Raw genomic sequence first — 22,690 nt, 5'->3', positions numbered from 1 at the left:
TTGTTCAATCCGCGAAGTCGATGCCCTTGGCCTTGGCCCGTTCCCGCGCATTGGGATTGACCGATGGCCGGAAGGGGACGTCCACGACTTCGGCGTTGACCTCGAGGTTGCCGTCTGCTCCGGCGTATTCCGGCGGTAGCTTTACGGTCAGTCGGGTGCCGATGTGGCGCAGTTCGTAGGGCACGTAGCCCAGGGCGATGTTGGTCTCCAGTTCCGGCGAGTACCAGGGGGAGGTGACATAGCCTACCGGGTCATCGCCGGGCGCCTGGCTGATCAGCCAGAAATCGTTGGCGTAGTCGGTCACCGGCGCCCCATCGAAGCGCAGACCCACCATGATCTGGCGAAAAGGCGGGTTGCCGGCTTCCATCTGGGCGCGGACCTCTTCCAGACGCTGCTTGCCGATGTAGTCGGCGTCCTTGTTGCGGGGCACCTGGTAAGCCAGGTTGCACTGGAAGGGCAGGGTTTCCTGATCGATATCCTGTCCCCAGGACAGGATGCCGGCCGCAATGCGGCGGTGGTGGGCCGGTGCGATCACCCGCAGGTTGTGTTTCTCACCGGTGCGCAGGACGGTGTACCAGAGATCCTCGGCGTGCAGGGTGGCATCGCGCAGGTAGATTTCGTAGCCCTTCTCGCCGGTGAAACCGGTCTGGGAGACGATCACGTCGTGCCCGGCCACCTGGCCCGCCATCAGTCCGTAATACGGCAGCTCGCTGACGGCATCGCCAAACAGGTCCACCATCAGCGCTTCGGATTTCGGCCCCTGGATCTGCACCGGCGCCACGTCGATTTCCGCAATGCTGACGTCGAAACGCTTGCCGGTGTTGACGCCTCGCAGCCAGAATTCCAGGTCACTGTCGGAGAGTGAAAACCAGAATTCGTCCTCGGCGATGCGCAGCAATACCGGATCATTGAGAATGCCGCCTTCCTCGTTGCAGAGGATCACGTACTTGCCACGCATCGGCTTGATCTTCGTCGCGTCGCGGGTGATGACGTAGTTCACGAAGGCTTCGGCGTCCGGGCCCTTCACCTGGATCTGCCGTTCCACCGCGACGTTCCAGAGGGTGACGTCATGCACCAGGGAATCATATTCCACCATGGCGCCGCCGTCCTCCGGATGCACATAGCCGCGGGGGTGATACATGCGGTTGTACACGGTGGCACGCCAGCAGCCGGATTCCACCGAAAGGTGCCAGTAGGGCGACTTGCGCACCCGCGTGGAAATCAGCATCTCCACCTGTGTCGGGCCGGACTGGCGTAGGTTGATGGGAACCCGCCGGTCGGACTGGTCGACACTCTGTGAGTGTCGTGCCGCGCCGGCACGTTGCTGAGGATAGTCCAACAGGGCCTTCTCGAACTTGATCGCCATCGCCGCCTCCTTGAGGGTTGTGCGGTTCTCGATGGTTTCAATGTGAGCCCAATTGCGACGTCCAGCGTGGACAGAGGCGACATGGAAAAGACTGAAAGCGGCACCGGCTGGTCGTCGACAGGTGGCCAGCCGGTGCGGGGGGACGGGTTATCGGGGGCGGAACATCCGGAAACGTTGGGACGCTTCCACCTGGAAATAATCCGCCGGACCACCGCCACGCATGATCGGCTGGGCCGCTGCCGTGTCGTAGATGCCGTCCTTCAACAGGTGTCCGGCGATATGGACGCCGACCACTTCACCGAACACCACCCAGGTGTCCGCCAGTTCCCCATCGGCGCCTGCCAGTTGCAGGATCTGGCTGACCCGGCACTCCATCGAAACCGGGCTTTCTGCCACCCGGGGCACGCTCACGACCTTCGATGGTTCCGGTGTCAGGCCCGCCAGCTCAAACTCGTCCACCTCCGGAGCGACCGCGACGCAGGAGGCATTCATCGCCTCGGCCAGCGGGCGTGTTGCCAGGTTCCAGCAGAACTCGCCGGTGGCTTCGGCATTCCGCACGGAATCCTTGTAGCCAACGCTGGAGAAACCCACGATCGGCGGGTGGTAGTTGAACGCATTGAAGAAGCTGTAGGGTGCCAGGTTCAGGATGCCGTCGGCGCCGCGGGTGGACACCCAGCCAATCGGGCGCGGCGCCACCAACGCATTGAACGGATCGTGGGGCAGTCCGTGGCCGCTGGCGGGTTCGTAGAAATACATCGAATCGGTCATAGCACCATCCTGAATCGTGAAATGGGGAGTGTACCCAATGCCGGCGGGCGACGTAGGTTCAGCCGGTCGCGCCACTGCCCGCTCCAAGCCACAGACGGTAACACCAGGCCCCAAATACGCCGGCCGCAACGAACCAGATGACAATCACCACTATGCCTGCCCAGCGGTTGATCGGCCTCCCACCCTGAAATGCCTCGCGGGCCTGCGCCCGGCAATCCACCATCACCGTTTCCGGCACCAGTCGGATCGCCAGCGCGATACCCAGCGGCAGCAGGATGACATCGTCCAGGTAACCGAGCACCGGGATGACATCCGGAATCAGGTCGATGGGGCTCAGCGCGTAGGCCACCACAACCGCGACGACGATCTTTGCCAGCCAGGGCGTCCGCGGATCGCGGGCCGCCAGGTAGAGGGCGAGGGTATCCGCCCTCAGGCGTGCGGCGGCCTGTTTCAGCTTCGCTATCCAGGACATGGCGATGGGGTTGCGATGGTCGGTTGGCGGTGTTGACGAGCCATTATCCGTCAGTGCCGTGCAAATTCAAATCAGCGTCGTCATCCGGTCTGTCGAGCCGTCATGATATCGAACAAACCCGGCAATCCGGGAGGGTCATACCGGCGTCATGGATGGGCAGGATGCGGTGGCGGTGATGACACCCGGAAGCCGCCGTGAATGTGCGGTGCCCGGGCTTTCCACCTGACGTGCGTTAACGCGTATCAGACCTGGAACTGGGCGACGATCGACTGCAGTTCGCTGGCCATGCGGGTCAGGTCACGGCCGGCGGTGGCGGTTTCCTCTGCACCCTGGGCCGTCTGCTCCGACATGGTATTGAGCTGCACGATGTTCTTGTTGATTTCCTCGGTCACGCCCACCTGTTCTTCCGACGCGCTGGCGATCTGCCGGGTCATGTCGTTGATGCGGGCCGTCACCTGGGTGATGGTGGTGAGCTGGGTACCGGCTTCGGAGGCATAGTCCACCGTGCGGCTGACCTGCTGGCGGTTGCTGTCCATGGAGGCGACCGCTTTGTGCGACACGGACTGCAACTGGTTGATCATGGCGTCGATTTCCTTGGTGGATTCGTGGGTCCGGCTGGCCAGCGCCCGTACCTCGTCGGCCACCACGGCAAAACCGCGTCCCTGATCGCCGGCCCGGGCGGCCTCAATCGCCGCGTTCAACGCCAGCAGGTTGGTCTGCTCGGCAATCGCCTGGATCACTTCCAGTACGTTGCCAATCGTTGTGCTGGTCTCTTCCAGCTGGCGGATGGCCTGGGCTGACTGTTCGATATCGTCGGCCAGCTTGGAGATCTCCTGGATGCTTTTCTCCACCGTGGCCCGGCCGTCATTGGCGTGCTCGGTGGCCTCGTTGACCGACTGGGCCGTGTCACTGACGTTGCGCGCGATCTCCTGGGCGGTGCTGGCCAGTTGGTTCATGGCGGTGGCGAGCTGTTCGGTCTCGGAAGACTGCTCGTCGATGGTGCGACCGGTCTGTTCCGTGATGACGGCCATCTCTTCCGAGGCGGCCGCCAACTGCGCGGTGATGGCGGAAATCTGGCTGATCATGTCCAGCAGTTTCTGGCGCAGGCCGTTCATGGCGTGGAGCAGTTCCCCGACTTCATCCTTGCTGTCGACATGGATCTCCTGGGTCAGGTCGCCGGATGCAGTCACGATGGCCCGGCGGATGCCGCGGACGATGGCGTTCGCCACCACCCAGCTCACCAGCAGCCCAACCAGCGTGCTGATCGCCACCAGGGCGGCCAGGGTGGCCAGGGCCGACTGTTCATGTGCCTCGGCTGCCTGGGCGCTGCGCTCGGTGAATCCGGCCACGTCTTCGTGCAGTTCGGCCAGCCCGTCGTCGAGTTGACTGGCGGCCTGATCGATGTCACCGGCCAGATCACCGGCCCGTTCCAGGTCGCCCGCTGCAAAGGCTGTGAATGCCTCATCGACGTGCTGTTCAAAACGCTCGTGGGCCTTCGCAATCCCGCTGAGTTGTTCACGCACGGTATCGAGCTCCTCGCGCAAACGGGCGTCTGCGTTTGCACCGGGATCCGCCGCCATGGCACGCGCCTGCCGGATTTCGTCGTCTATCTGGCCGGACAGGGCATCGAACCGATTCCGGGCCGTGGCCAGGGCCTGCTTGTCGCCGTCACCGGAGAGCGCCGCGCGATAGCCGGCCTCGTAGGCGATGGTCTGACGCAGTTGGTGTTCGGTAATGCGCGAGAGCGAGTCGGCCAGGGGGATGTCCTTGTCCGACACCAGCGCCAGTTCCTTGCCGATGCTGGAGATCGAGTAGATGGCGTAGCCGGCGCTGGCCAGGAAGATGATCAGGATGGTTACTGCAATCCCGACGATTTTGATTTTCAGGGAAAACTGGTTCAGGAAAGCATTCACGGATGGTTCTCCAGGTGGCCGACGGGCAGCCTTTTGCGGGATTGCAACGGCGTCCTGTATATCAACACTTTAGTAACGACCCTTTGGATTGGAAAGTGAAAAACGGCAACGCCATGTCGTCAGTCCGTAAAGAGTTGCAACGGTGATTCGCGCTGGATGGGGTATCCGCGCCGGGAGGTGATCGATATGAACCGGCCTGGCGTCGTGCCGTTCCCGGAGAAGGTTGCGTCGTGAAACCAGGGGCACTTGCCCCCGGCTTATGAGCGTAGGGACGACAGCGAAGGCGCGTCCTGCCGGGGCTTTCCTGCGGGTGCCGCATCCGCGTCGGGAAAGACGGTGTCATACGCCCAGGTGAATGCAAAGGCGTACACCAGGTAGAACAGCACGAACGACAGGTCCATCACCAGCGCCTCAATCAGCCCCACGCCCAGCCACCAGGCCACAATGGGCAGGAACGCCAGCATCAACCCGGCCTCGAAGCTGATTGCATGGATCAGGCGCATCCGGAAACCCTTCCGGGTGGTGCCTTTCCAACGCTTCAATCCGTGATCGAACAGCAGGTTGAATACATAGTTCCAGCCGGTGGCCAGTGACGCTCCAATCAGGCCCAGAACGCCGGTATCGCTCAACGGCAGGTCGAAGGCCCAGGAGGCCAGGGGGATGACCAGCAGCAGGCCAATCAGTTCGAAACTGACGGCTTGCCTGATCCGGTCTTTGGTGGTGCGCATTGCAGGGCTCCAGACAAGGCGGGTCGTCCCGCATTCGAGTCCCGGGATGGGTGAGGTCGTCCTCAACAGCGTTGGATGTTGCCTTTTTAGCGATTTGCAATGAAGCGGTGAATGCGTAGTTTTACCGTGTCTGTATTTCAAACGACGGTGAAACCCGGCGACGGGATCGGCCGGGACGGGCGCCGTCCGTCCGGATCATCGCATACGGTATACTGGAAAGATCATTGATGTATCGAGTTTCGACGTTGCTAACCGATAACAGGACCAGAACCTGGCCGCTTTATGGAAGCTGCTGTGAATCGCCAGGATGGAAGGCGTGTGGGCGAGAGTACTGTTTATGCCACTGACATCCGTATTTAAGGACACATCGTTATCGGCATTGAGCGGTGTGTTGCCTTTCGTGTTTGCCAACATGGACGTTGCCGTGATCGCTGCAGACGCCGAACACCGGATTGCAATGGTCAACCGTAAGGCCTGCGACATGTTCGGCTACGACGAGGTCGAACTGGTCGGGCAGAAGGCTCGAATGCTCTACGCCGATCCTGCCGATGCCATTGAGCTCCAGGGCACAGACTCGATGGATACAGACGCCGATCCGGAAGACAAGACGGTTGTCATCAACTATCGTCGCAAAAGCGGTCAGTCATTCGATGGCGAAACCCTGGTCGCGCCCATCGACAGTCCGGAGCGGCAGAACCTGCTCTTTCTGGTGTTCATCCGGGATGTGACGCATCGACTGGCAACGGAGCACACCCTGAGCCAGCTCCATACCATCACCACGTCCCGTGAGCTGGGTTTCGAGGAACGGATCGACGCCATCCTCCGCTTGGGTACCGAGCATTTCGGGCTGCCCATTGGCGTATTCAGCCACATCGCCGGAGATACCTGCACCGTGATGCGGGTGATTGACCCGGACGGTGTGCTGAAACCGGGCATGACTTTCCGTTTCGCAGAAATCTACTGCAGCCATGTATACAACGTTGACGATGTGCGCGGCTTCTTCCATGCCGGCGAAAGCGAGATCCGGAGCCATCCCTGTTATATCAACTTCCAGTTGGAGGCCTATCTGGGCGCGACCATCTTCGTGGACGGCGAACGCTACGGCACCCTGAACTTCTCCAGTCCCGAGCCGACGACGCCATTCTCGAACCAGGATATCGAGCTGGTCCGGCTGTTCGCCCAGTGGGTCGGTCACGAGTTGGCCCGGCGGGCCGACGTCCAGAAACTGGAAGAGGCCCGACTGGAACTGGAAGTGCGTGCCCGCACCGACGCCCTGACCGGCATGTTCAATCGGCGTTACATGGAGGAGCGTCTGGATGCCGAGCTCGACCGTTCCAGGCGCTATGGCAATACCCTGGCTGTTGTGCTGCTCGATTTCGACCACTTCAAGTCAATCAACGACCAGTACGGTCACGCGGCAGGCGATGTAGCCCTCGAGCTGTTTGCAGACAAGGTGCGTGAACTGTCGCGAGCCACCGATGTCACCGCCCGCTGGGGCGGCGAGGAATTCCTGATTCTGATGCCGGAAACCGATCTTGCCGGAGCATGGAATTTTCTCGAACGCCTCGCCGACAGCCTGCGAACCATCGGCTTTACCCGCAAAGGCCAGCGGATCACGTTGACCATGAGCATCGGCCTGGCTATCGCGCGCAGCGACGACGATCGGGATACCGTGGTCAACCGGGCCGATGAGGCCATGTATCGGGCCAAGAGCAGCGGCCGAAACCGTATTTGCCTGGCGGTGGGGGATGAGCACTATGGTTGAGGTGAGCGTTCGGTGGCGTACACGGGCCTGCGGCCCGTCAGGGTGAAGGGCCGTCGTCGCGTTCGCTCCGACGTTCCTCCGCACGCTGCGCGTGCTCCGGTCGAACCCCCTTCGGCGGTCCAACTCGCTTTTTGTCGAGCATTAAAAAAGGCCCCACGCTTTCGCGAGGGGCCTTTTTGAATGCTGGTAGCAAGGGGCGGAGTCGAACCGCCGACCCCGGCATTATGAGTGCCGTGCTCTAACCAGCTGAGCTACCTTGCCATTTCGCCCAGAGCTTAGCGCTCTCAACGAGGCGCGTATTCTCGGGATTTTGCGCAAAGCTGTCAACCCTTCTGCCGCCAAAATTTGGCGCCAAACCCCGCCTGCGGATATGACTTTTGTAGCTACGTATTGTAATACGAAGTCAAATGATAATAATTATCATTAAATAAATTCGAAGCCCACGGACGGATTTATGGGTTCCTACAGACAAGAACTGGCATATCAAAAGGGGTGTCGTCTGGGTGTGCACCCGCTCGGACGGGACGAATTGGCGGAGCAGCGCCGGCGGTTGCTGGCGGCCTACCGGGAATACGAGCGGCTGCTGATCGATTCCGCGCAGGTGATGATGGGGTGCCGGTCGCGGGCCGAGGATGTGGTTCAGGATGCGTTTCTCAAACTCTGGGAGCAGGGAACGGGCCGGGGTGTCCAGGATGAAGGGCGGTACCTGTTCCGGGTGGTGCGCAACCTGGCGATCGACCGGCTGCGTCGACTGTCGCTGGAGAAACGCCACAGTGCCTGCAGCAGCCTGATGGCGCAGGAACCGGCGCCACCCTCCGCCTCGCCTGAGCAGCGGATGGTTGGCAGCGATGCTCTGCAACAGGTGCTGGCCGCACTGGCGGAACTGCCGGCGCGGATGCAGCGGGTGCTGGTGCTAAGCCGGCTTGAGGGCAGGACGCAGCGGGACGTTGCCCGGCACCTGGGTGTGTCGCCGACGCTGGTGAATTTTATGCTGCGGGATACCCTCGCTCATTGCCGTAACCGGCTGGAAGCCGGTCGGACGGCCTGAATGTCCGAACCAGGAAAATTATCATGCGTTTGATCCGACTGATCTTCAGTCACAACCCCGGCGCGCTCGGCGGCTCGCTGGTGATGAGCATTGCCAGTGCCTTGCTGAGCGTGGCGGTGATTGCTTTTATCAACCAGAGAATGCTGACGGCGACGGATAACCTCGACGGCATTCTCTGGCAATTCGGTGGGCTGCTGTTGCTGTTGCTGGTGATGGCCTCCGGCGCCCAGGTCGCCCTGACGGCGATTGGTCACCGTTTCGTCTACGCCATGCGCCGCTCGCTGGTAAAGCGGGTGCTGGACACCGGCATCGAGCGGCTGGAAGCCATCGGTGGGGCGAATATCCTGGCTAGCCTGTCCAGCGATATTCGCAACATCACCCTCGCGTTCGTGCACCTGCCCGAACTGATGTATGGCCTGGCGTTGAGTGTCGCCGCGTTCGTGTACCTGGCCTGGCTGTCGCTGCCGCTGTTTGCCATGACCCTGCTCTGGATGATGTTCACCCTGGGGGTCGGCTGGGTGCTGGTGAAAGGGCTGAATCGGCACCTGCAGCTCCTGCGGGAGTCGGAGGATCGCATCTACCAGGATTACCAGGCGGCGATTGAAGGTCGAAAGGAGCTGGCCCTGAACCGGGACCGCGCCCGGCGTTACTACGACGACGAATTCGATGTCAGTGCGGATGCCTATCGGCGGCATGTCACCCTGGCGGACCGCTACCACAGCATTGCCAGCAACTGGGCGAACATCATGGTGCTCGGGACGATCGGTCTGTCGTTCTATCTGGCCAACGGTCTGGGGTGGGCGAGCACGGCGGTGGCATCGACCTACGCCTTGACCATCCTGTTCATGCGCACGCCCCTGGTGTCGGCGGTGGCGTCACTGCCGTCGATGATGTCGGCCCGGGTGTCCCTGGACAAACTGGATACCCTGGCCCTGGCCGAATACTCCCCGGAGTTCGACCCGCCGATGTTCAACCCCAACGGCGACTGGCAGGAGGTCCGGCTGGCCGGTGCGGAATACCGCTATCCGGCGCAGGAGGGCGAACGCGGCTTTGATGTGGGGCCGGTGAACCTGACGCTGCGTCGCGGTGAGGTGGTGTTCCTGGTGGGGGGTAACGGCAGCGGCAAGTCCACCCTGGCGCGGTTGCTGTCCGGGCTCTATCACCCGCAGTCCGGCGACGTCCTGTTGGACGGGGTGGCCGTTGACGGCGATGGATGGTCCGCCTACCGCCGCCTGTTTGCCTCGGTGTTTACCGATTTCTACCTGTTTGACCAATTGATTGGCGAGCATGGCGTCGATGCCGATCCGGAGCAGGTCAACCACTGGCTGGATCAGCTCCATATGCGGGACAAGGCGCAGATTGCGGACGGGCGCATCGCCGATACCCGTCTGTCCCAGGGTCAGCGCAAGCGTCTGGCGCTGCTGCTGGCGCTGCTGGAGGAGCGGGACATCCTGCTGCTGGATGAATGGGCTGCGGACCAGGACCCGCTGTTCCGGCGGCTGTTCTATCGAGAGTTGATCCCCATGCTGAAGGCCCGTGGCAAGACCCTGTTTGCCATCACCCACGACGACCACTACTTCGACCAGGCCGACCGGCTGTTCAGGATGGATGGCGGCCAATTGATCGAGCTGACCGGCGAGCAGCGCCGGCAGGTGAGCGATGATGCGGTTCGGGCCGTGAGTTCGGCGGGGTAGTGGGCCTGGTTCCCGGAGGTGTATGGCACACCTTCGGCGCCCCATCAACCTACGGCCAACGGGTCGCAAAAGGTTTCAGGGCCATGAGCCCTCTATCGGCCGGCTATTCTGCTCAGCCCGGCCTCATCCTGTCCTTTCCTGCCGCTGACGGCCTTTCAATATTCCTTTAAACACCTGTCCTTCCTGATCGTCATGTAAATGAGAATTATTTGCTTTTTGGTCTGGCGCCATCGGACCCGGGCGGGAAAGCAAGGGATTCAATCTCAGTTCACGACTACGGGAGAAAGGTGATGAGTCACATCCATGACTATCTAGGCGTCGGGTTCGGCCCGTCCAATCTGGCCCTGGCGATAGCCACCCGGGAATTCGCGCAGGGTGCCCGCTCGCCCGACGTGTGCTTCCTCGAACGCAAGCCGGCGTTCAACTGGCACGAAGGCATGCTGATCGACGGTTCGACCATGCAGATCTCATTTCTCAAGGATCTGGCCACACTGCGCAACCCGCGCAGCCGCTTTACCTTTATCAATTACCTGAAGGAACAGGGCCGTCTTGAGGATTTCATCAACATCCAGACCTTTTTCCCGACCCGCGAGGAATACAACGACTACCTGGGCTGGGCCGCGTCCCAGTTCGACGATCAGGTCCACTACGGCCAGCATGTACAGGCCGTCGAGCCGCTGCTGGAAGACGGCAGGCTGACCGGTGTCGAAGTGCTGTCCCGGGATGCGGATGGTGAAACCCGCTGCAGACGGGCCCGCAACCTGGTGCTGGGCGTGGGCGGTGCGCCGCAGGTGCCGGCGGCGTTTGAAGGGGTGAGGGACCCACGCGTCCTGCACTCCTCCCAGTACCGGGGACGGATCGAAACCTTGCTGGCGGACTCCGGCCGGCGTGCGCGGGTGGCCGTGGTGGGCGGTGGCCAGAGTGCTGCGGAAATCTTCGAGGACCTGACCCACCGCTTCCCTCATGTGGACGTATCCATGATCCTGCGGGGCACGGCGCTGAAGCCGTCCGACGACAGCCCCTTCGTCAACGAGATCTTCAATCCGTCGTTCATCGACCAGATTTTCCAGCAGAGCGAGGAGCGCCGCCGTGACTTGCTGGCCGAGTTCCGCAATACCAACTACGCGGTCGTCGACCTGGAACTGATCGAGCGCATCTTCCAGATGTTCTACCTGCAAAAGCTGCGCGGCGACGAACGTCACCGGATGCTGACCCGCCGCGAAGTGGCGAGCGTGGAGGCGGGTGAGGGCGGTCTTCACCTGGCCCTGCGCGATCTGGTGGGCAACCGCGAATCCGCCCTCGACTTCGATGCCGTGGTTCTGGCGACCGGCTACCGGCGCGACCAGCATCGTGAGCTCCTGGCGGGACTGGGCGACCACATCGAGAGCTTTACGCCGGACCGCAACTACCGCCTCAAGCTGAAGGACAGCGAGTCATGCATCTACCTGCAGGGCTGCTGCGAAATCAGCCACGGCCTGAGCGACACGCTGCTGTCGGTGCTGGCGGTGCGCTCGCAGGAGATCCTCGAATCCATCTTCCTGGGGCGCTCGGTCGTCGCAACGACCCGGTCCGACCAGGAGGCGAGCCTGACCTCCGCCCTCTGACCCCGAGTATTCCAAACCCCTGATGGCGCCGGTCAGGCGCCTGAGCACGCATTGACCCTTGCTGGCAGGTGAGACCATGAGCAAAGATCCGCAATCCTTCCCGAATTTTGCAGACGTCCTGGCGCATTACGCGGATGACCGGCCGGATGCGCCGGTGATCCGGCATATCCAGCAGGACGACGAACCGCCCCGGATCACCACCTACGACACGCTGTACCGGCAGTCGAGTGCGTTGGCGGCGTACCTGCAATCCCATCTGGGATCGGTGATCGGCGAGCGCTGCCTGCTGATGCTGCCCAGCGGGGCGGACTTCGCGGCGGCCTTCTTCGGCTGCTTCCAGGCGGGGGCGATTGCGGTACCGGCCTTCCCGCCGGAAAACAACCGCCAGGCCTACCTGGACCGGCTGGTGGGTATCATGCGGGATGCGACTCCCAAGGCGGTTCTCGGGTTATCGGCGGACCTGGAGCGCTACCGGGCGCAGTTGCAACCGGTGCTGGCGGAAGGCGGCCAACTGGTGGCGGTGGATCAGGTGCCGCTGGATTACAGCGAGGCGTTGCAGCCGCACCGGATTGTCGAGGACGACCTGGCGTTTCTCCAGTATACGTCGGGGTCCACCTCGGCGCCGAAAGGCGTCATGGTCTCCCACGCCAACCTGATGGCCAACGAGCGCGCCATGGCCAGCGGCTTCGGCGCCAGCGACAGTGACGTCTGGGTCAACTGGCTGCCGCTGTTCCACGACATGGGGCTGATGGCAGGACTGCTGTTGCCGATTCTCCACGGGCACAGCGTGAACCTGATGACGCCGCAGTTCTTCCTGGGGCGGCCGGCGCGCTGGCTGGAGGCGATCAGTCGTTATCGGGGCACTTTCTCCGGCGGGCCCGACTTTGCCTACCGGCTGTGTGCCGAACGGCTGCGGGATGAGGACATCGCCCGTCTCGACCTGTCCCACTGGCGAATGGCGTTTACCGGTTCCGAACCGATCCGGCCACAGACACTGGAGCTGTTTGCCGAGCGCTTCGCCGCCGCCGGGTTCCGGGATGCGTCCCTGGCACCCAGCTACGGCCTGGCCGAGGCGACCCTGTTTGTCAGCTCCCACGCGTTTAATGGTGAAATCCGGGAATTCAGTTTTGACGCGAGTCAGATGACGGCCGGTTCGGCACAGGTTGCGGCACTGGACAGCAGGCTGGTCGGCTGCGGCTGGGTAGATGCGGATCACGCGATCCGCCTGGTCGATACCCGGGACGGTGCTGTAGTCGGCGACGGCCAGGTGGGCGAAATCTGGGTGGCCGGGCCGAGTGTGGCCCAGGGCTACTGGCAGAATGCCGACGCCACGGCGGCGACGTTTGTGGAAGCAGACGGCCAGCGCTGGGTGCGCACCGGCGACCTGGGTATCGCCAAAGGCAACGACCTGTTCATCGCCGGTCGGCAAAAGGATGTGATCATCCTCAATGGCCAGAATCTCTATCCCCAGGATATCGAAGCGACCCTGGAGCGGGAGCTGGAATTGTTGCGGCGGGGCCGGATTGCCGCGTTTGCCACCCGGGACGCGGAGGGTGCCGAAGGGATCGGGCTGGCCCTGGAGATCGGTCGCAGCGTCCGCAGGATGGTCAAACCGGAGATGATCTGCGCTACCATTGCCGACACCCTGACCGGACAGTTCCAGGTGGCGCCGCAGCTGATCCTGCTGCTGGAGCCGCGCGCGCTGCCGCGAACCACCAGTGGCAAGCTGCAGCGTTCGGCCTGCCGGACAGGCTGGGAGCGCGGCCAGCTGGCGACCTATGCAGCCTGGCGGCAGGGGCGTTTGCTGGATACCGACCACTCCGACACGGAGGCGGAACCCGGCTTGCTGCCGGAGGTGGTTGCCGCGTGGAAGGAAGTGCTGAAGCAGCATACCCTGGCGCCGGACGATCATTTCTTTGCCCTGGGTGGCGATTCCGTCGGCCTGATGCAGGTGGTGTCCCGACTCAACCAGGTGCTGGGTATGGATCTCGACCCGGGCGCGCTGTTCGAGCGTCCCCGACTGGCGGAGTTCTCGGCCTGGGTCGTGGAGCAGCGTCACGCGGGCCGCAACCAGGCACTGGCTCGTCGACCGGCGGATGCGCCCCCGCCGCAGTCCCATGCCCAACAGCGGCTGTGGTTCCTGGACCGGTTGGAAGACGGCTCGACCGCATACCACCTCGCCGGCGAGTGGCAGTTGCGCGGCCATCTCGACGAGTTGGCGCTGCAACGGAGCCTGGATGCCCTGGCCGCCCGCCACGAGAGCCTGCGGACCGTATTCGGTGAGGATGCCGGTCAGCGGGCGATCCAGTCCATCCTGGACCCGCAGCCGGTCCCCCTCCATCGTCACGACCTGTCCGGCAGCGACGCCCCGGAAGACGAGCTGACCGAGTTGGCCCGGAACCAGGTCAGCCAGCCCATGGACCTGGAGACCGGGCCCTTGTGGCAGGCGCATCTCGTCCGGATGTCCGACACGGATCACCGCCTGCTGCTGGTGATCCATCACATCATTGCCGACGGCTGGTCGGCCCAGGTGCTGGTGAAGGAATTTGCGGCGCTCTACGCTGCATTTGTGGACGGGCGGGAGCCGGACCTGCCGGCGCTGCCCGTCCAATACGCCGACTACGCCCACTGGCAACGCGAACGCCTGGCTGGCGGGGACGGTGAACGCCAGTTGGCCTGGTGGAAAAAGCAGCTGGGAGACGGGCAGCCCGTCCTGACCCTGCCCGCCGACCGACCCCGGCCGGAAACCCAGAGTCACCGGGGGGCGCGGCTCAGCTTCCGCTTCCCGCAATCCCTCAGCCGTCGCCTGCATGAATTGGCCCGTGCCGAAGGCGTGTCCCTGTTCATGCTGATGCTGGCGCTCTACAAGACCCAGCTCTACCGCTACAGCGGCCAGCGGGACCTGCGTGTCGGCGTGCCGGTGGCCGGTCGGGGGCGGCCGGAAACCGAAGGACTGGTGGGGCTGTTCGTCAACACGCTGGTGATGCGCAGCCAGCCCCAGGCGGACCTGGGTTTCCGGGATTTCCTGGCCGCCGTCCGTACCACGACGCAGGGCGCCCAGGCGCACGCGGACCTGCCGTTCGATCAACTGGTGGAGGCGCTGCAGCCGGAACGTAACCTGCGCCACAACCCGCTGTGCCAGGTGAAGTTCACCCAGCAGTTGCCGCTGCCCGATCATCTCGAACTGCCCGGCCTGACCCTGGCCATGCGCCAGCGGGATGACGACACGGCCCACTTCGATCTGGGGCTGGACATCACCGATCACGCCGACGGCATCGAAGGCGTGCTGACCTACGCCTGCGATCTGTTCGATGCGCCGCGTGTCGAGTGTTTTGCCGAGGAACTGGTGAACCTGGCCGAGCAGGTAACGGCCGAGCCGGATCTTGCCCTGGGAGCATTTGAGCTGCTGGCAACGCCATCGGTTCTGGAAGGGGAGGAGGTGGTCTTCCCGTGCACGGACCTGGTGGCACTCTGGCGTTCCCATATTGGCAGCAGCGGACCACGCACGGCACTGCAGTTTGAACACAGGGTCTACGGCTATGAATGGCTCGAGGCGGTATCCAACCGGTTGGCGCGGGCGCTGCGCCGGCACGGCGTGACCGCCGAGGTGCCGGTGGGGCTATGCCTGGACCGGTCGCCGGAATTTGCGGTGGCAGTGATCGCGGTGCTTAAGGCCGGCGGCGCCTTCGTCCCGCTCGATCCGAAGTGGCCGGCGGAACGGCAGGCCTACGTGTTGCGGGATTGCGGCGCGTCGATCCTGCTGGCGGAAACGCCGGTACCCGGCTATGACGGCACCCGGATCGGCTTCGAGGCCGATGCCGACTGGCGGCTGGCCGCTTCGGAGCCGGTGTCGGCCTTGATCGATCCGGACCAGGCGGCCTACCTGATCTACACCTCCGGCACCAGCGGTACGCCTAAAGGGGTGGTGGTCAGCCACGGCGCCATCGCCAACTACGTACAGGGCGTGATGCGGACCCTGGCCCTGCCGGAAACGGCCAGCATGGCGATGGTGTCCACGGTGGCGGCGGACCTCGGGCATACCATCCTGTTCGGTGCGCTCTGCACGGGGCGCACACTGCACCTGCTGAGCGCTGACCGGGTGATGGACGCCGAGGCCTTCGCCGGCTACATGGCCGAGCATCGGGTGGAGGTGCTCAAGATCGTGCCCACGCACCTTGCCGGCCTGTTGCAGGCGGCGGACCCGGCACGGGTGTTGCCACGCACCGCACTGGTCCTCGGTGGCGAAGCGCTGCCGTCTTCGCTGCTGGATCAGGTGCGGGCGCTGAACCCGGAATGCCGCGTGCTCAACCACTACGGCCCGTCCGAATCCACGGTGGGTGTCCTGGTCACGGAAACCACGGGCGAGACGACGACCACGGTGCCGCTGGGGCAACCACTGCCGAATATCCGGGCGCAGGTGATGAACGATGAACGCCTGGTGCTGCCGCAGGGCGCCCGTGGGGAACTGGTATTGGGCGGCGCCGGGCTGGCACGGGGTTATCTCGGGCTGCCGGAGCTGACCGCCCGGGCCTTTGCGGCCGATCCGGAACACCCGGGCCAGCGTCTCTACGCCACCGGCGACCAGGCCCGGCTGCTGGACGACGGCCGGTTGACGTTCCTGGGCCGCCAGGACGATCAGGTGAAGGTGCGGGGCTACCGCGTCTCCCTGGGTGAAGTGGCCCAGCGGGTGCGGACCTTTGCCGGGGTCGCCGATGCCCACGTGCAGTTGGACGGCAACGGCCAGCTTGTCGCCTATCCGCTGGCGGACGCACTGGATGTGGACGCCCTGCGGGCCACGCTGGAACGGCAGTTGCCGGACTATATGGTGCCTGCCCACATCCTGCCGCTGGAAGCCTTCCCGCTGACGGCGAACGGCAAGCTGGACCGCCGGGCGCTGCCGGAACCGGAGCGGCAGGGTGAGGACTTCGCCGCGCCGCTGGACGGTGTGGAAACGATCCTGGCGGACCTGTGGACCACGCTGCTGCCGGTGGATCGGGTCGGGCGTCACGACAACTTCTTCAGCCTGGGCGGGGATTCCATCATCAGCCTGCAGGTGATCGCCCGGGCCCGGAAGCAGGGCGTGCGCCTGACGCCCAAGCAACTGTTCGAGAAGCAGACCATTGCCGAGCTGGCGCAGGTGGCCGAGGCGTCCCCGGCGCAACCGTTACCGTCGGCATCCTCCAGCCAGACCCATCCGCTGACGCCCATCCAGCAGCGCTTCTTCGGCCAGCCCATGGCGCACCGGCACCACTGGAACCAGGCGGTACGCCTGCGCGTGCAGGCCTCACTGGATACCGACATCCTGCGCCAGGCACTGGCCGCCGTGGTCCGGGCCCATCCGGCGCTGCGCCTGCGATTCGATCCGGAACAGGCGACCCAGACCGTCGCCGACCGGTCACCGCAGGACCTGCTCCAGGTCGTGGACGTTGTGGATGAGTCCGCCATGCTCGTCACGTTCAACGAGGCGCACCGCAACCTGCACCTGAGCGACGGCCCGCTGCTGCGGGCGGTACTGGCCATCCTGCCGGATGGACGGCAGATCCTGATGCTGACGGCTCATCACCTGGTGGTGGACGGCGTGTCCTGGCGTGTGCTGCTGGACGACCTGGAAACGGCCTATGGCCAGCGCCAGCGGGGCCAGGCGATCGATCTCGCCGCTGAAACCACGGCGCTTCACGACTGGGCCGGTTACCTGAACCGGGCACTGGCGGACGGACGGCTCAACGGCGAACTCGACTACTGGCAGGCCTTCAGCACCGAAGAGGCGGCCATGCCCTGTGCCCGACCGGACGCACCGGCCCGGATTGCCGACGCCAGCCACCTGGACATGGCCCTGGATACGGCGCAGACCCGGGCCCTGCTGAACGATGTGCCCGGCGCTTTCCGCACCCGCATCAACGATGTCCTGCTGGCGGCACTGGCAGCGGCACTGGAGCAGTGGACCGGTCGCGCCCGCAACGTGGTGATGCTGGAAGGCCATGGCCGCCAGGGACCCGAGGGTGCGCCGGACGTCAGCCGGACGGTCGGCTGGTTCACCTCGCTCTATCCGGTTGCCCTGGACCGTGGGGCGGATATCCTGGCCACCCTGAAGCAGACCAAGGAGATGCTGCGCGCTGTACCGGGCGATGGGCTGGGCTATGGCGTCCTCAAGGAATTACAGGGCGCGGACCTGCCGTCACTGACGGGCGCCGGGCTGACCTTCAACTATCTGGGGCAGTTCGACTCCCCCGCGGCATCCGGGCTGAGCCTGGACGATGGCCCCCTTGGCGATCTGCGCGACCGGGAAGGACCCATGGCGAACGCGCTGGTGGTGGATGGCCTGGTCCGCGACGGCCGGTTGCGCCTGCGCTGGACCTACAGCGAAGCCCGCTTCGACCGGCCCCGGGTCGAAGCCCTGGCTGAGGCCTACCGGCAGGCGCTGACGTCGCTGATTGAACGCTGTCGGACGCACAGCGGCGGCCTGACACCGTCCGACGTGCCGCTGGCCCGGCTGGACCAGGCGCAACTGGATGCACTCGACAATCCCACCAACGTCGAGGACATCCTGCCGCTGGCGCCGATGCAGGAAGGGATCCTGCTGCACAGCCTGCTGGAGCAGGGCAGCGGCATCTACCTGATGCAGGACCAGTATGACGTCCGCAGCGCCGTGGATTTCGAGGCGTTCAAGGCGGCCTGGCAGGCGGTGGTCCGCCGGCATCCGATGCTGCGCACCGGTTTCCACGGTCTCGATGGCGGCATCCAGCACCAGATTGTCTACCGGGAGGTGCCGTCCCCGGCCCAGTGGATCGACCTCAGCCATCTGGATCGTGAGCAGGCCGAGGCCGAACTTGAGGCCCTGCTGGAACAGGAGCGCCGCGATGGCTTCGACTTCAGCCGGCCGCCGCTACTGCGCCTGCGGCTGGTGCGTTTCGGTGACGGCGATTACCGGATCATCCAGAGCCACCATCACGTCCTCATCGATGCCTGGTGTCGTGGCCTGATGCTGGCGGAATTCTTCGACCACTACCGCAGCCTGCTGGCCGGACGCGAGCTGACGGTGACCCCGGCGCGCCCCTACCGGGACTTTATCGCCTGGCTGCAACGGCAGGATGAGGCGCAGGCACGGCAGTTCTGGCGCGACACCCTGGCCGGTTTTACCGAGGTCACGCCTCTGCCATACCGGCACCGCGCCCAGGGGGAATCCGCCATCGACGATGTCGCCGTGACCCTGACCGCCGCGGAAACCGCGCAGCTGGCGGACCAGGCCCGCCGGCACAGACTAACGGTCAACACCTTCATGCAGGCGGCCTGGGCGCTGGTGCTGATGCGCCACAGCGGCCAGGACGACGTGCTGTTCGGCGTCACCGTGGCCGGTCGACCCACCGAGCTGGACGGCATCGAGGAGACCCTGGGCCTGTTCATCAACACGCTGCCCCTGCGCGTCCGCATGGAAGCCGGGGCCCGCACCGGCCTGGACGTCCTGCAGGCGTTGCAGTCCGCCAATGCCGGCATGCGCCAGCATGAGCACCTGTCCCTGGCGGAGGTCCAGCACCTGGCGGATACGCCCCGGGACGAAGCGCTGTTCGACAGCCTGTTCGTGTTCGAGAACGTGCCCATGGGACCGGACGTGCAGCAGGCAGCCGAGGCCTACGACATCCGTCCCCGGGCCAACCGGACCCACACCAACTACCCGCTTACCGTGGTGATCCTGCCGGGCGAGACCTACCGGTTGCAGTTCAGCTACGACGCCCGTTGCTTCCGGGCCGGCGATATCCAGGCCCTGCTGAACCAGTACCATTACCTCCTGCGTCAACTGATGGCCGCGCCGGAACAGCCATTGACCGGGGTGCAGTTGCTGACCGGAGATGAGCGTCGCGACCTGCTGGCACTGGGGCAGGGCAACCGCGAACCGGAGTGGACGAGTCTGAGCTGGCTGGAGCGGTTCGAGGCGTGGGCACTGGCCGATCCCGGCCGGACTGTCGCCTGCTGCGAAGGCGAATCGCTCCGTTACGGCACCCTGAACCAGCGGGCCAACCGCATCGGGCACGGCCTGATCGAAGCCGGTGTCGAACCGGACCAGGTGGTGGCCCTGTATTCGCCCCGCAACCTGGAGCTGTTGACCCTGATGGTGGGTGCCTTCAAGGCGGGCAGCGCCTACCTGGCTCTCGACGAGCGTCATCCGCCGGCGCGCAGCGGGCGCATGCTGCACAGCAGCCAGGCGCCGGTGCTGGTGGCGCCGGAAGCCTGTCTGGCGCAGGTGGACGCCATCCTGGCGGAATCCGCAGCACGGCCCAAGGTGATCACCCTGGAATCCCTGCTGCGAACGGGCAATGACGCCAATCCGCGCCGCTATCCGGCGATGGATCAACTGGCCTATGTGATCTACACCTCCGGCTCCACCGGCGAGCCCAAGGGCGTGATGGTCAGCCACCGGGGCATGCTCAACAACCAGCTTTCCAAGGTGCCCTACCTGGAACTGGGCGAAGGTGACATCATCGCCCAGACGGCCGCAACCGGGTTTGATATCTCCGTCTGGCAGTTCCTGACCGCCCCCCTGTTTGGCGGGCAGGTCGAGATCATCCCCGACACCATCACCCACGATCCCCGGCAACTGGTGGCGGCCGTGGCGGACAGCGGCGTGACCGTGCTGGAGACCGTGCCGGCGGTGATCGAGGGCATCCTGGCCACGGCGGACGAACCGACGCTGCGCCTGCGCTGGATGCTGCCCACCGGGGAAGCCCTGGGCCGCGAGCTGGCCCGGCGCTGGTTTGAACGCTATCCGGCCATTCCGCTGGTTAACGCCTATGGACCGGCGGAATGTGCCGACGACGTGGCCCTGCAGACGTTGCAGGGCATCGCCGACACCGGGTCCGGCATTCCCATCGGCCGCCCCACCGACAACAACCGGTTGTACGTGCTGGACGCACAGCTGCAGCCGCTGCCCCGGGGGGTGGTGGGTGAACTCTACGCCGGTGGCACCGGTGTGGGGCGGGGCTATGCCGGCCGGCCCGGACTGACCGCCGAACGTTTCCTGCCGGACCCGTTCGGGGCACCGGGCGAACGCCTCTATCGTACCGGTGACCTGGCCCGCTGGACGGATGACGGCGTGCTGGAATACGCCGGCCGCGCGGACTTCCAGGTCAAGATCCGGGGCCAGCGTATCGAGCTGGGAGAGATCGAATCCTGTCTGTTGGCCTGCGGCGGCATCCGGCAGGCCGCCGTTGCGGCCAGGGACACGCCCCATGGCTCCCAGTTGGTGGCTTACCTGGTGGCCGACGATGGCCTTCCGCTGGCGACGGAAAGCCTGCGGGGCCGTCTGGCCGCCGAGCTGCCGGCGGTGATGGTGCCCAGCCACCTGATTGTCCTCGATCGCCTGCCGCTGAATGCCAACGGCAAGCTGGACCGCCGGGCCCTGCCGGAACCCGCCCTGGACGAGCGCCCCTTCGAGGCGCCGTCCGGTGACATTGAGACCGGCATCGCCGCGCTGTGGAAGGACCTGTTGCAGGTCGAGCGTGTCGGCCGGCACGACCATTTCTTTGAACTGGGTGGCCACTCGCTGCTCGCTACCCGCCTGCTGTCCCGGATCCGTGAAACCCTGGGGGTCACCGTCCCGCTGGCGGAAGCCTTCGAGGCCACCACCGTGGCGGCCATGGCGGAGGTGGTGAGGCGCCTGCAGGGCCAGACCCTGGACCAGGACCGCCTGGACAACCTCGACGCATTGATGAGCGAACTGGAGGAGATCGAATGATGCCGGACAACGCGATGGCCCTGTCACGCCGCTTCCTGGAACTGAGCACCGACAAGCGCCGGGTCTTCCTCCGGAAACTGCAGGCCCAGGGGCTGACCCTGTCGGCCCTGCCGATCCCGCAGGGCGTGGCCGGCGATGTGAGTCCGGCCTCGTTCGCCCAGCAGCGGCTGTGGTTCATCGACCAACTGGAACCCGGCAACAGCGCCTATCACCTGCCGGGGGCCATCCGCCTGCGCGGCCAACTGGACCGGGCCGCCCTGCGGACCGCGTTCGATACCCTGGCGCAACGCCACCAAAGTCTGCGCACCACCTTCCGGGTGGACGACGACGGTGAGCCGCAACAGGTCGTCGGCCCGCTCGCGCCGGTGGAAATCCTGCAGCTGTCCGCCGACAGCGAAGCCATGTTCCGGAAACGGGCCCGGGATGTGGCCCAACAGCCTTTCGATCTGGTCAGGGGGCCGCTCTGGCGGGTCGTGCTGGTGCGGATGGCGGAAGACGACCACCGCCTGGTGCTGTGCCTGCATCACATCATCGCCGACGGCTGGTCGATCCAGGTCATGCTGATGGAGTTCGTGCAATGCTATCGCGCCGCGCTGAACGGTGAGGTGTCCGACCTGCCGCCACTGCCGCTGCAATACGCGGATGCGGCGCTGTGGCAACGCCGGGCGCTGGAGGCGGGCGCCGGTGAAGCCGACCTCGATTACTGGACCCGCCAGTTGGGGGACGAACCGCCGGTCCTGGAACTGCCCTCGGACCGTCCGCGCCCGGCCCGGCAGTCCTTCCGGGGCGGGCGCCATCACTTCCTGCTGGATGACGGACTGGCCAGGGCACTCAACGCCCTGGCCCGTGCCCGCGGCACCACCTTCTTTACCGTGATGCTCGCCGCCTACAAGGTGCTGCTCTACCGGCTGAGCGGCCAGACCGACCTGAGTGTCGGCGTGCCGATGGCCGGCCGCGAGCGAGCGGAGCTGGAAGGGTTGATCGGCTTCTTCGTCAATACCCAGGTCCTGCGCAGCGAGCTGGACGGCAGCGAACCGTTCACGACGGTCCTGAACCGGGAGCGCGAGGTGGCCCGGCAGGCCCAGGCGCACCAGGCCTTGCCTTTCGAACATCTGGTGGACCACCTGCAGCCGGAACGCAGCCTGAGTCACAACCCGCTGTTCCAGGTGCTCTACAACCACCAGCAACGGGACGCCGAAACCTTCGAACTGATGCCCGGCCTGCATGCCGAACTGATGCCGCAGGACGCCGGTGCCGCCCAGTTCGACCTGGCCCTGCATACCTGGACCTTCCCGGATGGCCGTGTCGGCGGTAACTGGAACTACGCGGCGGACCTGTTTGACGAGGGCACCGTAGCCGACATCCATCACCGGTTTGAGGGCCTGCTCCGGCACATCGTGGCGGCGCCGGAAGCCGCCATTGGTGATTACGATCTGCTGACCGACAGCGACCGCGGGCAGTTGGTCGACTGGAACGCTACCGAAGTGGACTACGGCCAGCCGGAGCCGGTGCATCGGTTGTTCGAACGCCAGGCCGCGGCCCATCCGGACCGCGAGGCACTGGTCTGCGGCGACCGGCGCCTGGGCTATGCGGAGTTCGACCAGG

At 64.9% G+C, this 22,690-nt stretch carries 11 protein-coding genes, 1 tRNA gene and 2 pseudogenes; 8 read left to right on the top strand and 6 right to left on the bottom strand.

The window, feature by feature from the left end; genetic code table 11:
• Nucleotides 1-4: 4 nt before the first annotated feature.
• From EZI54_RS09510 to EZI54_RS09490, 5 genes are all read right to left on the bottom strand, one after another.
• Nucleotides 5-1,366: a glycine cleavage T C-terminal barrel domain-containing protein gene (locus EZI54_RS09510; protein ID WP_131481355.1), complete on the bottom strand. Its 1,362-nt coding sequence runs from the start codon at nt 1,364-1,366 to the stop codon at nt 5-7.
• Between the two features lie 147 nt (nt 1,367-1,513).
• Entirely contained in the window at nt 1,514-2,134 is a 621-nt protein-coding gene (locus EZI54_RS09505) for a flavin reductase family protein (protein ID WP_131481353.1), read from the bottom strand.
• A 58-nt stretch (nt 2,135-2,192) separates the two neighbouring features.
• Nucleotides 2,193-2,606: a YkvA family protein gene (locus EZI54_RS09500; protein ID WP_131481351.1), complete on the bottom strand. Its 414-nt coding sequence runs from the start codon at nt 2,604-2,606 to the stop codon at nt 2,193-2,195.
• A gap of 242 nt (nt 2,607-2,848) precedes the next feature.
• Nucleotides 2,849-4,519: a methyl-accepting chemotaxis protein gene (locus EZI54_RS09495; protein ID WP_131481349.1), complete on the bottom strand. Its 1,671-nt coding sequence runs from the start codon at nt 4,517-4,519 to the stop codon at nt 2,849-2,851.
• Nucleotides 4,520-4,776: 257 nt separating this feature from the next.
• On the bottom strand, nt 4,777-5,247 hold the full coding sequence (locus tag EZI54_RS09490; RefSeq protein ID WP_131481347.1) for a PACE efflux transporter: 471 nt from the start codon (nt 5,245-5,247) through the stop codon (nt 4,777-4,779).
• A 337-nt stretch (nt 5,248-5,584) separates the two neighbouring features.
• On the opposite strand from EZI54_RS09490, the gene EZI54_RS09485 reads away from it, so the two are divergent.
• Complete coding sequence (locus EZI54_RS09485) at nt 5,585-7,012, top strand: bifunctional diguanylate cyclase/phosphodiesterase (RefSeq protein WP_131481345.1); 1,428 nt, start codon at nt 5,585-5,587, stop codon at nt 7,010-7,012.
• Nucleotides 7,013-7,196: 184 nt separating this feature from the next.
• Here the strand turns inward: EZI54_RS09485 and EZI54_RS09480 are convergent.
• A tRNA-Met gene (locus EZI54_RS09480) sits at nt 7,197-7,273 on the bottom strand.
• A 244-nt stretch (nt 7,274-7,517) separates the two neighbouring features.
• Between EZI54_RS09480 and EZI54_RS09475 the strand changes: the two genes are divergently transcribed.
• From EZI54_RS09475 to EZI54_RS09455, 7 genes and pseudogenes are all read left to right on the top strand, one after another.
• A complete protein-coding gene (locus EZI54_RS09475) occupies nt 7,518-8,060 on the top strand; it encodes a sigma-70 family RNA polymerase sigma factor (RefSeq protein WP_165495729.1) in 543 nt (180 codons plus the stop codon).
• A gap of 23 nt (nt 8,061-8,083) precedes the next feature.
• Nucleotides 8,084-9,754: a multidrug ABC transporter permease/ATP-binding protein gene (locus EZI54_RS09470; protein WP_131481342.1), complete on the top strand. Its 1,671-nt coding sequence runs from the start codon at nt 8,084-8,086 to the stop codon at nt 9,752-9,754.
• Between the two features lie 290 nt (nt 9,755-10,044).
• Nucleotides 10,045-11,358 (top strand): lysine N(6)-hydroxylase/L-ornithine N(5)-oxygenase family protein, encoded by a 1,314-nt coding sequence (locus EZI54_RS09465; RefSeq protein WP_131481340.1) that lies wholly within the window; start codon nt 10,045-10,047, stop codon nt 11,356-11,358.
• Nucleotides 11,359-11,434: 76 nt separating this feature from the next.
• A pseudogene (locus EZI54_RS09460) lies at nt 11,435-19,210 on the top strand (amino acid adenylation domain-containing protein); the annotation flags it as partial.
• Nucleotides 19,184-20,743 (top strand): annotated as a pseudogene (locus EZI54_RS25430) (amino acid adenylation domain-containing protein); the annotation flags it as partial. The pseudogenes EZI54_RS09460 and EZI54_RS25430, both read left to right, overlap by 27 nt.
• A complete protein-coding gene (locus EZI54_RS25425) occupies nt 20,717-21,085 on the top strand; it encodes a phosphopantetheine-binding protein (RefSeq protein WP_423226993.1) in 369 nt (122 codons plus the stop codon). The pseudogene EZI54_RS25430 and the gene EZI54_RS25425, both read left to right, overlap by 27 nt.
• On the top strand, nt 21,082-22,690 hold a 1,609-nt coding region (locus tag EZI54_RS09455; RefSeq protein WP_242674403.1), incomplete at its 3' end, for a condensation domain-containing protein. The genes EZI54_RS25425 and EZI54_RS09455, both read left to right, overlap by 4 nt.

This window comes from Marinobacter halodurans, from assembly GCF_004327985.1.
Lineage (GTDB): Bacteria > Pseudomonadota > Gammaproteobacteria > Pseudomonadales > Oleiphilaceae > Marinobacter_A > Marinobacter_A halodurans.
This window is presented reverse-complemented; position numbering and strand designations above follow the sequence as displayed.